Below are 11,409 nucleotides of genomic sequence, written 5' to 3' on the forward strand. Positions count from 1 at the left end.
TCGCCGCCCTCCGGCGGCAAGCCGGGCGGCGGTAGGCCCGACACCAGGGGCCCGCGCACGCCCGGGAGCAAGCCGCCCCGCGGGCCGCGGCCGCCCCGTTCCAAATGACCCCATTTGTACCCCGTCCGCGCCTGCGATAGGGACGCGGCGACACGGCGTTTCGAACGAACATCATGGAGATGAATCAAGTGGACATGACCTCGAAGATCGCGACCGGCAACGGCTTCATCGCCGCGCTCGACCAGAGCGGCGGTTCGACCCCCAAGGCCCTCAAGGGCTACGGCATCGAGGAAGGCGCCTGGGGCAGCGACGAGGAGATGTTCGGCCTCATCCACCAGATGCGCAGCCGAATCATCACGTCGCCGTCGTTCAGCGGTGACAAGGTGCTCGGCGCGATCCTGTTCGAGCGCACCATGGACGGCCAGGTCGACGGCAAGCCGACCCCCCGGGCGCTGAAGGACAAGGGCGTCGTCCCCTTCATCAAGATCGACAAGGGTCTCGAGGATGAGGCGAACGGCGTCCAGCTGATGAAGCCGATGCCGGAGCTCGACGCGCTGCTCGGCCGCGCCAAGGACCTCGGCGTGTTCGGCACCAAGGAGCGCTCGGTCATCAACCTCGCCAACCGCGAAGGCATCGCCGCGGTGGTGAAGCAGCAGTTCGACGTCGCCCGCCAGGTGCTCGCCGCCGGCCTCGTCCCGATCATCGAGCCGGAGGTCAACATCAAGAGCCCGGAGCGCGCCGAGGCCGACGCCATCCTGCTCGACGAGCTGGTCAGGGCGCTCGACTCTATGCCGGGCGACGAAAAGGTCATGCTGAAGCTCAGCATTCCGGCAGAGGCCGGCCTGTTCGACCCGCTCGTCGATCATCCCCGAGTGCTTCGCGTCGTCGCCCTGTCGGGTGGCTACAGCCGTCCCGACGCCTGCCGGGAGCTTTCGAAGAACCGCGGAATGATCGCCAGCTTCAGCCGCGCTTTGCTCGAGGACTTGCGCCACCAGATGAGCGACGCGGAGTTCGACCGCGCGCTGGGCCAGGCGATCGACGAGATCTACGAGGCCTCGACCGACAAGGTCGCCGCCTGACCCAGCCTATCGGTTGTATTCGAACGTGAAGCGGTAGGCGCCGGGCTCGGTCCCGGCGCCGGCCACCCGGCCCGGCTCAGCCGCGACCAGGGCCAGCCGGCCGCCGGCATGCGTGACCGGCTCGCCGAGGGTGAGGTTGTAGGTGGCGCTGCCCGCTGAGCTGCGCACTTCCGTCCGAAGCACGACCCTGCCGGCCCATATGCAGCGTGCGTTGATCGGGCAGCGGCTGTCCTCAACCACGCGCAACGGACGAATGCTCAACCCGTTCACCGTGGCGATCTCGCCGAGCCCTGCCGTCGGCCCCGCCACCGCCGACGGCGTGGTGACGCAGGCGGCCAGGGTGGCGGCGAGGAGCGGAAGGATGAGGCCTTTCATTGGACCTGCCGTGCGGCTCGGCTAATGAGCGCGTCATGAACGACGATGACGACCTCCGCCTCGACCCCAATTTCGCTGCCCGCTTCGAGCGGCAGGGCAGGGGCGACTGCCAGCTGTACCTGATCTCGCCGGCGGACGTCGGCGGCGGGTTCGCCGACCGCTTGCGCGCGGCGCTGGACGGCGGCCCGGTCGCCGCCTTCCAGTTCCGAGTGAAGGACGTCAACGAGCATGAGGCGGCGCGGCTTGCCGAGCCCCTGCAGGCGATCTGCGCGGAGCGCGAGGTCGCCTTCATCGTCAACGACAGCATGAGCCTGGCCAAGCGCATCGGCGCCGACGGAGTCCATCTTGGCCAGCAGGACGGCGATCCGCGCGAGGCGCGCGCCCTGCTCGGCCCGTCGGCGCAGATCGGCGTGACGTGCCACGACAGCCGCCACCTCGCCATGGAGGCGGGCGACGCGGGCGCCGACTATGTCGCGTTCGGAAGCTTCTTCCCGACCACCACCAAGGCCGTCCGCCACCATCCCGATCCGTCGATCCTGTCCTGGTGGGCGACCCTGTTCGAGCTGCCCTGCGTCGCGATCGGCGGAATCACGCCCCATAACGGCCGGGTGCTGGTCGAGGCGGGGGCCGATTTCCTGGCGGTGTGCAATGCGGTGTGGGCGCATCCCGACGGCCCCGGCGCTGCCGTCGCCGCCTTCCAGGAGATCATGAAGCGGTAGCGAAAGGCACGGGCGATGAGGATCATTGGCAGCTATGTCAGCCCCTATGTGCGCAAGGTCCTCGCCTGCCTCGCGCTCAAGCAGCTGAGCTACGAGATCGACCCGATCACGCCCTTCTTCGGCGGCGACGCATTCGATCGGCTGAGCCCGCTGCGCCGAATCCCGGTGCTCATCGACGGCGACCTCACGCTGTGCGATTCCTCGGTCATCTGCGCCTATCTCGACGAGAAATATGGCGGGTATCACTTGCTGCCCGCCTTGCCCGAGGACCGCGCCCGCGCCCGCTGGCTTGAGGAGTTCGCCGACACCCGCCTCGGCGACCTGTTCATCTGGAGCCTGTTCTACCAGCGCTTCGTTCGGCCCGCAGTGTGGGGCGAGGAGGGAGACCAGGCGCGGATCGACAAAGCTCTGGATGAGGGTATTCCGGCCGCACTGGACTATCTCGAGGGCGAGCTGCCCGCCAACGGGTTCCTGTTCGGCAAGATCGGCCTCGCCGACATCGCGCTCGCGAGCTTCTTCCGCAACGCGGCCTATGTCGAGTTCGAGGTCGATGCGCACCGCTGGCCGCGCACCGCCGCCTTCGTGGAGCGGACGCTCGCGAACGACGTCTTCGCCGATCTGCTGCCATTCGAGCTGGCCCAGATCAGCACCAATCCGGCCGGGCGACGCAAGGCCCTGCTGGCCGCCGGGGCGCCGCTGGTCGCGGAGAGCGTCGGAACCTCCACGCCCCGGCGAGGGATGATGGCCCTCTAGCGCTCCGCCTGGCGCACCATCGTCTTCAATGTCTGGGCGTCATGGATGGCGTGAGCGTCGATGTCGTTGTTGAAATAGCACCAGACGCTGCGGCCGCTGCGCGCCTGGCCAACGATCCAGTCGGTCCACCCGAGCAGCGCCTCGTCCGGATAGCGGCCCCAATATTTGCCCGACGTCCCGTGGAAGCGGACATAGGCGGCGGCGCCGACGGCCCGGCGCTCGCTCGCCGATCCCGGCATGTCGTGCACGCAGAAGGACGCGTCGAAGCGCTCGAGAAGATCAAACGTCTCGGGAACATACCAGCTTTTATCACGAAATTCGAAGACGTTGATCACGTCCCTTGGCACCAGTTCGAGAAAACTTTCGAGCCGTTCGAGGTTCAGTTTGAACTGTGGCGGAAGCTGGTAGAGGATCGGCCCGAGCCTGTCGCCGAGATGGCGGAACGGCGGCATCATCCGCGCGAGCGGCTCCTCGCAATCCTTCAGCTTCTTGGCCTGGGTGAGAAAGCGGTTCGCCTTGACCGCGTAACAGAAGCCAGGCGGCGCCTGTTCGCGCCACTTGTCGAACGTCTCGGGCGCAGGGAGGCGATAGAAGCTGTTGTTGATCTCGACCGTGTCGAAATGCTCGGCGTAGAAGGCGAACCAGCGGCGCGCCGCGAGGCCCTTCGGATAGAAGAGCTCGCGCCAATGCTTGTAGTTCCAGCCCGAGCAGCCGATCCGGATGCGCTCCATGGGCCGGGAACGACGCAGACGCGCGTCGGTTCAGGCGTAAGCCCACGATCGTGGCCCGGCCATGAAAGGAGAAGAGCGGCCGCCCGCAGGAGACCGCTCCTCTGCTTGGGTCGATCGGATCAGATAGGCCAGTCCGCCGGGTCCCACTCGCCGCGGGCGAGGGACTGTCCTTCGGCCGTTACGCATGCGCCGCGATTCTTGTAGCCGCGGCTTTCCCAATAGGTGGTTCCGCCCGTCGTCGGACCGATATGGTCGCAGAGCCGGCCCGCCCAATAGCCATAGGCATTGCCGTTGGGCACCGCGGCGACGCTCGTCGGAATTGCGATCGTCGCGATGGCGCTGCACGCCGCTGCGGCCGCAAGTAGGTGCTTCTTCATCAAGGCCTCCTGTTTACGGAGTTGCTCAAGAAGCTTGCCGGCCCCCGCCTTACATACGCGCGTCAGTCGACAAGCGCGCTGTCTCCAGCGAGCCCGAAGACACACCCGGCGACGATGAGAGTCAATGTGAAATTAACCATATCTCCGTCCTGAAGCGGGACGGGAATTCGCTCAGAATACGCGCCTGATGCTGAAGCCGATCGTTCGGCCCAGAGGGTCGAGATAGGCAGGCTGAAGCCCCTCGGGAACGGCGCCGGCGGTGGTCCGGACCCGCGCTCGTGAATCGAAGAGATTGCCGAGCTGCAGGGTCACCCGCGTCCCGGCCGTCCAGCGCTCGCGCGGCATGAGCTGGCCGAGATCGGCGAAGAGCCGCAGGTCGAAACGGGCGACCGAGGAAAAGGTCAGCATCTCCCCACTTGTCGTCCTTGCCCTGCTTTCGCCTTCGATGGACCCGTTCAGGCTCGCGCCGACGCCTCCGACCCCGACGGAAGCCTGCGCCTCGATGAGGTGACGCGAACGGCCGCCGCCAAGTCCGGCGACGCTTCCATCCAGGAAGTCGAGGAGAGGCAGGCCGTCGCGAACCAGCAAATCGTCGCGAATACGGACGGTGTGGAACAGGGCCAGGTTGAGGCGCCCGCCCGGGTCGGCGGCGGCCGCCGCTTCCCGAGCCGACGATGTCTCCCCGCGGAGACCAGGGCGCCGCCTGATCGGGATGTGCCAGTTGAGGCCCCAGCGGAACTGGTCGCGCCCGGCTCGGCTGAAATTGATCAGGCTCTGGTCGACGGCGACCAGCCTGCCGGCGGAGTCGCGGACGAACCTGTCCGGAAAAGCCTGCTCGACCTCGCGGGTGATCGCGGGAAACGATCCGGCCAGGTTTTGCTCGCGGATCCGCGAGTAGGTCGCGGAGAGGTTCAGGCCCTGGACCGGCCGAAGCGTCGCTCCGGCGCGGAAGGTGTCGCGCCGGCTTGCGCGCAGGAACGGATTCCCGCCCGTCCGCAGGCGGACGATCGCCGTCTCGCCGCGGACGAAGTCGAACACCGGCACGTTGTCGAGCGCGACGGCAGGATTGCCGAGATCCTCCAGGGACGGAGCCTCTTCCTCGTGAATATAGCCAAGGGCGACGGTCAACGGCCGCACCGGCGCCCAGTTCGCGCTCCCCTCGAAGCGGAAATGGGCCTCTTCGAAATCGTCGAAGGTCGCGCCGACGGTCACGCCCAATGTCAGGTCGCCGACGCCCCGCCCGCCTTGGTCCCTGCTGCTGAGCGGTAGGTCGAGCCCAATTGACGCCGCCGCCTGCGACCGGCTGAGCTCGACCTCCGGGAGGGGCGCGAGCGTCGATCGGCTCCGCGACGTCAGTTCGCTGAACGCGACCCGGAGGCTGATCCCGGCTTCGCCGGCGGGCAGCCGGGCGATGGTCCGGCTGGCGAGGCCCTCGAGGTTGAAATCGATCCGCTCGCTCTCGGCCAGATAGGCGGCTGCCCCCGCAAGGGCCCCGCGGGTCTGGCCGGCGTTGAGCTGCCCGTCGGCCGCCGCGGTCCATTGCCAGCCCGCGCTGTCGCCGTGAGCCGAGGCCCCGATGCGGACGCTGACATCCTCGCGCACCCGGCGCAGCGGCTGGGCGGATGCGGAGGCGTCCGACGGTCCGGTCAAGTCCGTGGTCCGACGGACCTCCGCCCGAGCGGTCGCGGCGTGGGAGATGCCTTCGGGACGAGACCGCGCCACCGTTCCGGCGATCGTCAACCTGTCCAGCTCGGGCAGGAGGCTGCGGAAGCTGCCAAGGCCTCCGGAAACACGCCGCTCGCTCTCGAGCAGGTCCTCGTTGTGAACCGCCGTGACGTTGAGGTTCCAGCGGGTGCCCGATCCGCTCCGGGCGATCGTGAAGCTTCCTTCCGGGCTTTCCCGCCCGCCCGCGGTCGCCTCGCGGTAGGTCACATCCACGACGCGTGTCGCGTAATTGGGACGAAGCACGATGTTGAGGACCTTGGAGCCGACCCGGTAGCCGTAGCGCCGCGCCACCTCCTCGGACAGGATGTCGACCCGCAGGATCGCCTCCGGGGGGAGGTCGCCGATTTCGGAGAAGCTGCCGAGCCGCCTGCCGTTGAGCAGGACGACCGTCGGCCCGCCGCCGGCGCTGGTGCCCCGGGTCTCCAGCGCCAGCGCGTCGACGAGCTCGCGCACTGTGCTCGCGCCATAGGCGGCGACGTCGGCGGGCTGGAGCTGGCGCTCCGGCTCGGGATTGCCGAAGGCGGCGCCATATGGCGCGGTGACGATGATCGTATCTTCCTCGGGAGGCACGAGCTGGAAGTCGGCGGGCACTTGGGCACGCGCCGGCGTCCATGCATTGAGCATGAGCGCAAGGGCGACGAACCACCAAGTCCAGCGACTCCGGCTCCGCATGACGGCGAGAATAGCGGCCGCAGCCGCACCGAGACGACGGCTGCTTGCGGCGGCTGGTCCCGGAGCGGGACATGCAATTTGGCGTCCTCAATTTCGCAAGACTAAACAGTGCACTAAGAGTGGACGCTCAGATACGACCTAGACTTGGAAGCACTTCGTCCTGGGATGGGGTTTCCTGGATGAAAAGCATGTGTATACAGTGTCCTGTCGGCCACTATTCAAACCCGTTCTAGCATACGGAACGATGCGGGAGCGAAATGGGTTCTTCGCTGCGGTGGATAGATGAACCGGCTCAAGACCCTTCTCACCGTGGTCGTCACCGCGACCATCACCAGCCTGTTCTGGATCGTCGTCTACAACGGCGCGGCGTCGACCAGCAGCGCCAGCACCGCGACCGCCAATGCGGTCGCCGACCTGCCGCCGGGCAAGGCCGTCACCGCGACTCTCGAGGGGCCGGCGCGGCTGGTCGTGGCGCCGTCCGGCCTCGCCATACCCGTCGCCGGGATCGGCTCGCGCGACCTCGTGGACACCTATACCCAGTCGCGCTCCGGCGGCGCGCGCGTCCACAATGCGATCGACATCATGGCGTCACGGGGCACTCCGGTGGTCGCCGCGGCGCCGGGAACCGTCGAGAAGCTGTTCTTCAGCGACGGCGGCGGCGGAATCAGCGCCTATGTCCGCTCCGATGACAGGCAGTGGATATATTATTACGCGCATCTCGACGCCTATGCGCCGGGCCTGCGCGAGGGTCAGCGGATCGCGCGCGGCGCCCCGATCGGCACGGTCGGCTCGACCGGCAACGCCAATCCCGCCGGCCCGCACCTCCACTTCGCGGTCAACCGCATGGCGCCCGGCGAGCGCTGGCACGAAGGCACGCCGGTCAATCCCTACCCGCTCCTTGCCGGAAATCGGGCATCCCGCTAAAGGCGCCGCCACAGTTTCTCCTGACCAGCGAGCAGAGCATGAAGATCAGCGGCGTGGACATCCGTCCCGGCAACATCATCGAGTATGAGGGCGGCATCTGGCGCGCCGTGAAGATTCAGCACACCCAGCCCGGCAAGGGCGGCGCCTATATGCAGGTCGAGCTGAAGAACCTCCGCGACGGACGCAAGAACAATGTCCGCTTCCGCTCCGCCGAGACGGTCGAGCGGGTCCGTCTCGACACCAAGGATTTCCAGTTCCTCTTCGCCGACGGCGACACGCTCACTTTCATGGACAAGGAAACCTACGAGCAGACGACGCTGCCGCGGGACCTACTCGGAGACGCCGCGGCCTTCCTTCAGGACGGCATGGACGTGATCATGGAGCTCTACGACGAAGAGGCGATCAGCGTTCAGCTGCCCGACACGATCGAGGCGACGATCGTTGAGGCCGACGCCGTGGTGAAGGGCCAGACCGCTTCGTCCTCCTACAAGCCGGCCATTCTCGACAATGGCGTCCGGATCATGGTGCCGCCGCATATCGCATCGGGAACCCGGATCGTCGTCGACGTGTACGAGCAGACCTACGTCCGCCGCGCCGACTGATCCGGCATCATGCCCCTGATCGTCACCGACAGCAGCAGCTTCACGGCAGAGCGCGCATGGGGCGCGCGCGACCTTGCCGAGGTGGAAGGCGCGACGGTTCGGCTTCACTGGACCGATAAGGCCTATCAGTGGCACGTCAACGACGGCACGGAGGTGTTCGTCGTTCTCGATGGCGCGGTCGACATGCATTATCGCGAGTCCGGCTCGGAACATTCGGTCCGGCTGGAACCGGGATCGATCTTCGTCGCTGGGGTGGGTGAGGCTCACGTCGCAGTCCCGATCGGCGAGGCGCGCATCCTCGTCGTCGAACGCAAAGGTAGTATCTAATCGTGGTAGCCCATTCCGGCCTGATCACCGTCATGCAGCGCGCCGCCCGCAAGGCAGCGCCGCGAATCCGTCGCGACTTTGGCGAGGTCGAGCAGCTGCAGGTCAGCCGCAAGGGCCCGGCCGACTTCGTCTCGAACGCCGACAAGCAGGCGCAGCGCACGCTCGTCGAGGAGCTCCAGCACGCCCGCCCGGACTGGAGCCTCTATCTCGAGGAAGGCGAGTCGATCGAAGGCGACCCGACCAAGCCGCGCTGGATCGTCGACCCGATCGACGGCACCTCGAACTTCCTCCACGGAATCCCGCATTTCGCCATCTCGATCGCGGTCCAGGAGCCCAAGCCGGGCGGTGCCGGTAGCGGTGGGGGCTGGGGCGAGATCACCCAGGGCCTGATCTACCAGCCGCTCACCGACGAGAGCTTCTGGGCAGAAAAGGGCAGGGGCGCCTGGCTCCAGGACCGGCGCCTGCGCGTGTCGTCGCGCCGCTATCTCGACGAGGCGCTGGTCGCCACCGGCATTCCGTACCGGGGCCACGGCCATCTCGACCGCTTCCAGAAGATCCTCGCCGCGCTGGCCCCGGAAGTGGCCGGGATCCGCCGCTTCGGCTCGGCCGCGCTCGACCTCGCCTGGGTCGCTGCGGGCCGCTACGACGGCTTCTGGGAGGAGGACCTCCAGCTGTGGGACATCGCCGCGGGCGTGCTGATGGTGCGCGAGGCGGGCGGCTTCGTCACCGATTTCCGCGGCGCCGACCGGGCGCTCGAGAGCTGTCAGGTGCTGGCCGCCAACGACCAGCTCCATTCAAAGCTTCACAAGCTGGTGGCGGGAGCGCTGCGCGCCTGACCGAGCGCGCGCTGAAGCAGGCTCACGTCATGCGCTGAATCGTGCATGATCGCCTGGCGCGAGGCGCGGTAGATCACCCAGCCGGTCATCGCGAGCACGCCGACCAGCAGCGGCAGCAGCCGCAGCTCGCCGGTGAGCAGCACGAGCCCGACCGCGAGCATCAGGTTGAGCCCGCCGAACGCGGCGAAGATCCGCTCGTGAAGCATCGGGAAGGCCATCCGCGCGGCGCCGCCGGCGCGCTTGAAGCCGTGCATGCCGCGGGTCCCGGCGATGTCGTGGAAATAGAAGCGGCCGCTGGTGCCCGGCACCAGCGCGTCGCGCAGCTTGTCGGACACGACGATGTCGCCGACCGTCTCCTGGCTGCCGTCCATTCGGCGCACGGTGACGCCGCTGTAGAGGGACTGGCCGAGCAGGCTGCGCTTCAGGCGCGCCACCATCAGGGTCCCTTCGATCGGCCGGTGCATCATCTCGCGTCGTCTCCGCTGGGCAGGTGGGGCGCTCAATGCCTCAGAAGCCGGGAGGTTCACATGAACGGTCGATGACTCGGCCGGCCCGTTCGACCAATCCGTCGCGGGTTCGATCAAGCCCGCCAACCGCGCGACGAAAATGCCGCGCGAGCGCGCGAATTCAGGCTTCCGCAAGCCTTGCCCGCTCCGACCTTCGGCCCTAGAAGCCGCGCCAAGTCTTCAAAGGCCTTGTGGAGTTCTCTAAAAATGGCGTCGTCCGTCGCCGCCGGCTACCTGCCGATCCTGCTGTTCCTCGCCGTGGCGCTGGCGCTGTCGGCGGCCTTCGTCGTGCTGCCGATGATCGCCTCGCGCTTCACCGGCTCGGCCAATCCCTATCCGGACAAGGTCGCCGAATATGAATGCGGCTTTCCGGCGTTCGAGGACAGCCGCTCGCAGTTCGACGTGCGCTTCTACCTGGTCGCGATCCTGTTCATCATCTTCGACATCGAGGCGGCCTATCTGTTTCCATGGGCGGTCAGCCTCGACCAGATCGGCTGGGTCGGCTGGGCCTCGATGATGATTTTCCTCGCCGAGCTCGGCCTCGGCTTTGCTTATGCCTGGAAGAAAGGAGCGCTGGAGTGGGAGTGATCCTCGATCCGCGCCACGAGAATCTCCGTCCCACTGGTGACCAGGGTCCCGACCTGGACTTCTTCAACCAGCTGCAGGGCGAAGTGTCCGACAAGGGTTTCCTGGTCACCTCGACCGAGGAACTGTTCCAGTGGGCGCGCACCGGCTCCTTGTGGTGGATGACCTTCGGCCTCGCCTGCTGCGCGGTCGAGATGATCCACGTCAACATGCCGCGCTATGACCTCGAGCGGTTCGGCGCCGCGCCGCGCGCCAGCCCGCGCCAGTCGGACGTGATGATCGTCGCCGGCACGCTGTGCAACAAGATGGCTCCGGCGCTTCGCCGTGTCTACGATCAGATGAGCGAGCCGCGCTACGTCATCTCGATGGGCAGCTGCGCCAATGGCGGCGGCTATTATCACTACAGCTACAGTGTCGTTCGCGGCTGCGACCGGATCGTGCCGGTCGACATCTACGTCCCGGGTTGCCCGCCGACCGCGGAGGCCCTGCTCTACGGCGTGATGCAGCTGCAGCGTAAGATCCGCCGCGAAGGGACGATCGAACGGTGACCAGCCCCGCGCCCCTCGTTCCCGCCCGCGACGGCATCGTCGACGACGTGAAGGCGGCGATCGGCGACGCCTTCCTGTCGGCCAAGGACGCCGTCGGCGAGGTGTCGATCGACGTCGCCCGCGAGCGCGTCGCCGATGTCATCCGCATCCTTCGCGACCAGTTCGAATATCAGCAGCTGATGGAGATCGCCGGGGTCGACTATCCGGAGCGTCCGGAGCGCTTCGACGTCGTCTATCACCTGCTCTCGGTGACGAAGAACCACCGCATCCGCGTTCGCGTCACCACCGACGAGGACAAGCCGGTTCCGTCCGTGGTGCCGCTGTTCCCGGTCGCCGGCTGGCTCGAGCGCGAGGTGTTCGACATGTACGGAGTGCTGTTCGACGGCAATCCGGACCTTCGGCGAATCCTTACCGACTATGGCTTCAGCGGCCATCCGTTCCGCAAGGACTTTCCGCTGACCGGCTATGTCGAGCTGCGCTATTCCGAGGAGCAGAAGCGGGTCGTCTACGAGCCGGTCAAGCTCGCCCAGGACTTCCGCAGCTTCGATTTCCTGAGCCCCTGGGAAGGTGCCGAATATATCCTTCCGGGCGACGAGAAGGCGCCGCAGCAGCCGGGCGCGCCGACTCCGCTGAAGGCCGATGAGGTGAAG

General features: G+C 67.2%; 14 protein-coding genes and 1 pseudogene. 10 read left to right on the top strand and 5 right to left on the bottom strand.

The features are described 5' to 3' along the window. The first annotated feature begins 179 nt into the window (after positions 1-179). Entirely contained in the window at positions 180-1,079 is a 900-nt protein-coding gene (locus G7B71_RS09300; RefSeq protein ID WP_166040156.1) for a fructose bisphosphate aldolase, read from the top strand. A 6-nt stretch (positions 1,080-1,085) separates the two neighbouring features. Here the strand turns inward: G7B71_RS09300 and G7B71_RS09305 are convergent, their stop codons facing one another. Beyond that, a complete protein-coding gene (locus G7B71_RS09305; RefSeq protein ID WP_166040158.1) occupies positions 1,086-1,454 on the bottom strand; it encodes a hypothetical protein in 369 nt (122 codons plus the stop codon). 35 nt (positions 1,455-1,489) lie between these two features. On the opposite strand from G7B71_RS09305, the gene thiE reads away from it, so the two are divergent. Together thiE and G7B71_RS09315 are read left to right on the top strand one after the other, a co-directional pair. Beyond that, positions 1,490-2,173: a thiamine phosphate synthase gene (gene thiE / locus G7B71_RS09310; RefSeq protein ID WP_166040160.1), complete on the top strand. Its 684-nt coding sequence runs from the start codon at positions 1,490-1,492 to the stop codon at positions 2,171-2,173. 15 nt (positions 2,174-2,188) lie between these two features. After that, positions 2,189-2,926: a glutathione S-transferase family protein gene (locus tag G7B71_RS09315; protein WP_166040162.1), complete on the top strand. Its 738-nt coding sequence runs from the start codon at positions 2,189-2,191 to the stop codon at positions 2,924-2,926. Here G7B71_RS09315 and G7B71_RS09320 read toward each other — a convergent pair. From G7B71_RS09320 to G7B71_RS09330, 3 genes are all read right to left on the bottom strand, one after another. Beyond that, on the bottom strand, positions 2,923-3,657 hold the full coding sequence (locus G7B71_RS09320; RefSeq protein ID WP_166040164.1) for a DUF72 domain-containing protein: 735 nt from the start codon (positions 3,655-3,657) through the stop codon (positions 2,923-2,925). The genes G7B71_RS09315 and G7B71_RS09320 overlap by 4 nt on opposite strands. Before the next feature lie 119 nt (positions 3,658-3,776). Next, positions 3,777-4,034 carry a hypothetical protein gene (locus G7B71_RS09325; protein WP_166040166.1) on the bottom strand — a complete coding sequence of 86 codons (258 nt, stop codon included), beginning with the start codon at positions 4,032-4,034 and terminating at the stop codon, positions 3,777-3,779. Between the two features lie 171 nt (positions 4,035-4,205). Continuing rightward, positions 4,206-6,431, bottom strand: a complete 2,226-nt coding sequence (locus G7B71_RS09330) for a TonB-dependent receptor (protein ID WP_207774759.1) — start codon at positions 6,429-6,431, stop codon at positions 4,206-4,208. Positions 6,432-6,713: 282 nt separating this feature from the next. Between G7B71_RS09330 and G7B71_RS09335 the strand changes: the two genes are divergently transcribed. The 4 genes from G7B71_RS09335 to G7B71_RS09350 are packed head-to-tail and all read left to right on the top strand — an operon-like array spanning position 6,714 to position 9,120. After that, complete coding sequence (locus G7B71_RS09335; protein ID WP_166040171.1) at positions 6,714-7,355, top strand: M23 family metallopeptidase; 642 nt, start codon at positions 6,714-6,716, stop codon at positions 7,353-7,355. 38 nt (positions 7,356-7,393) lie between these two features. Then, entirely contained in the window at positions 7,394-7,957 is a 564-nt protein-coding gene (gene efp / locus G7B71_RS09340; protein WP_166040173.1) for an elongation factor P, read from the top strand. 9 nt (positions 7,958-7,966) lie between these two features. Next, the gene (locus G7B71_RS09345; RefSeq protein ID WP_166040175.1) at positions 7,967-8,284 is read left to right on the top strand and encodes a cupin; all 318 of its coding nucleotides are present in this window, start codon (positions 7,967-7,969) and stop codon (positions 8,282-8,284) included. A gap of 2 nt (positions 8,285-8,286) precedes the next feature. Further along, complete coding sequence (locus G7B71_RS09350; RefSeq protein ID WP_166040177.1) at positions 8,287-9,120, top strand: inositol monophosphatase family protein; 834 nt, start codon at positions 8,287-8,289, stop codon at positions 9,118-9,120. On the opposite strand, the gene G7B71_RS09355 is transcribed toward G7B71_RS09350, so the two are convergent. Further along, positions 9,087-9,587: a hypothetical protein gene (locus G7B71_RS09355; protein WP_207774760.1), complete on the bottom strand. Its 501-nt coding sequence runs from the start codon at positions 9,585-9,587 to the stop codon at positions 9,087-9,089. The two genes, G7B71_RS09350 and G7B71_RS09355, sit on opposite strands and share 34 nt — an antisense overlap. A 246-nt stretch (positions 9,588-9,833) precedes the next feature. On the opposite strand from G7B71_RS09355, the gene ndhC reads away from it, so the two are divergent. The 3 genes and pseudogenes from ndhC to G7B71_RS09370 form a co-directional block, all read left to right on the top strand. Next, the gene (gene ndhC / locus G7B71_RS09360; RefSeq protein ID WP_166040181.1) at positions 9,834-10,214 is read left to right on the top strand and encodes an NADH-quinone oxidoreductase subunit A; all 381 of its coding nucleotides are present in this window, start codon (positions 9,834-9,836) and stop codon (positions 10,212-10,214) included. Continuing rightward, entirely contained in the window at positions 10,205-10,759 is a 555-nt protein-coding gene (locus G7B71_RS09365) for an NADH-quinone oxidoreductase subunit B (RefSeq protein ID WP_166040183.1), read from the top strand. Before ndhC ends, G7B71_RS09365 begins: the two co-directional genes overlap by 10 nt. Before the next feature lie 47 nt (positions 10,760-10,806). Then, positions 10,807-11,391 (top strand): annotated as a pseudogene (locus G7B71_RS09370) (NADH-quinone oxidoreductase subunit C); the annotation flags it as partial. Between the last annotated feature and the right edge of the window lie 18 nt (positions 11,392-11,409).

Source organism: Sphingosinicella sp. YJ22, assembly GCF_011320075.1.
GTDB lineage: Bacteria > Pseudomonadota > Alphaproteobacteria > Sphingomonadales > Sphingomonadaceae > Allosphingosinicella.

Excerpts from the sequence above, each read along its gene's own strand:
- G7B71_RS09300 (WP_166040156.1), top strand. The coding sequence starts at position 180 with ATGAATCAAGTGGACATGACCTCGAAGATCGCGACCGGCAACGGCTTC.
- G7B71_RS09305 (WP_166040158.1), bottom strand. The coding sequence starts at position 1,454 with ATGAAAGGCCTCATCCTTCCGCTCCTCGCCGCCACCCTGGCCGCCTGC.
- thiE (WP_166040160.1), top strand. The coding sequence starts at position 1,490 with ATGAACGACGATGACGACCTCCGCCTCGACCCCAATTTCGCTGCCCGC.
- G7B71_RS09315 (WP_166040162.1), top strand. The coding sequence starts at position 2,189 with ATGAGGATCATTGGCAGCTATGTCAGCCCCTATGTGCGCAAGGTCCTC.
- G7B71_RS09320 (WP_166040164.1), bottom strand. The coding sequence starts at position 3,657 with ATGGAGCGCATCCGGATCGGCTGCTCGGGCTGGAACTACAAGCATTGG.
- G7B71_RS09325 (WP_166040166.1), bottom strand. The coding sequence starts at position 4,034 with ATGAAGAAGCACCTACTTGCGGCCGCAGCGGCGTGCAGCGCCATCGCG.
- G7B71_RS09330 (WP_207774759.1), bottom strand. The coding sequence starts at position 6,431 with ATGCGGAGCCGGAGTCGCTGGACTTGGTGGTTCGTCGCCCTTGCGCTC.
- G7B71_RS09335 (WP_166040171.1), top strand. The coding sequence starts at position 6,714 with ATGAACCGGCTCAAGACCCTTCTCACCGTGGTCGTCACCGCGACCATC.
- efp (WP_166040173.1), top strand. The coding sequence starts at position 7,394 with ATGAAGATCAGCGGCGTGGACATCCGTCCCGGCAACATCATCGAGTAT.
- G7B71_RS09345 (WP_166040175.1), top strand. The coding sequence starts at position 7,967 with ATGCCCCTGATCGTCACCGACAGCAGCAGCTTCACGGCAGAGCGCGCA.
- G7B71_RS09355 (WP_207774760.1), bottom strand. The coding sequence starts at position 9,587 with ATGATGCACCGGCCGATCGAAGGGACCCTGATGGTGGCGCGCCTGAAG.
- ndhC (WP_166040181.1), top strand. The coding sequence starts at position 9,834 with ATGGCGTCGTCCGTCGCCGCCGGCTACCTGCCGATCCTGCTGTTCCTC.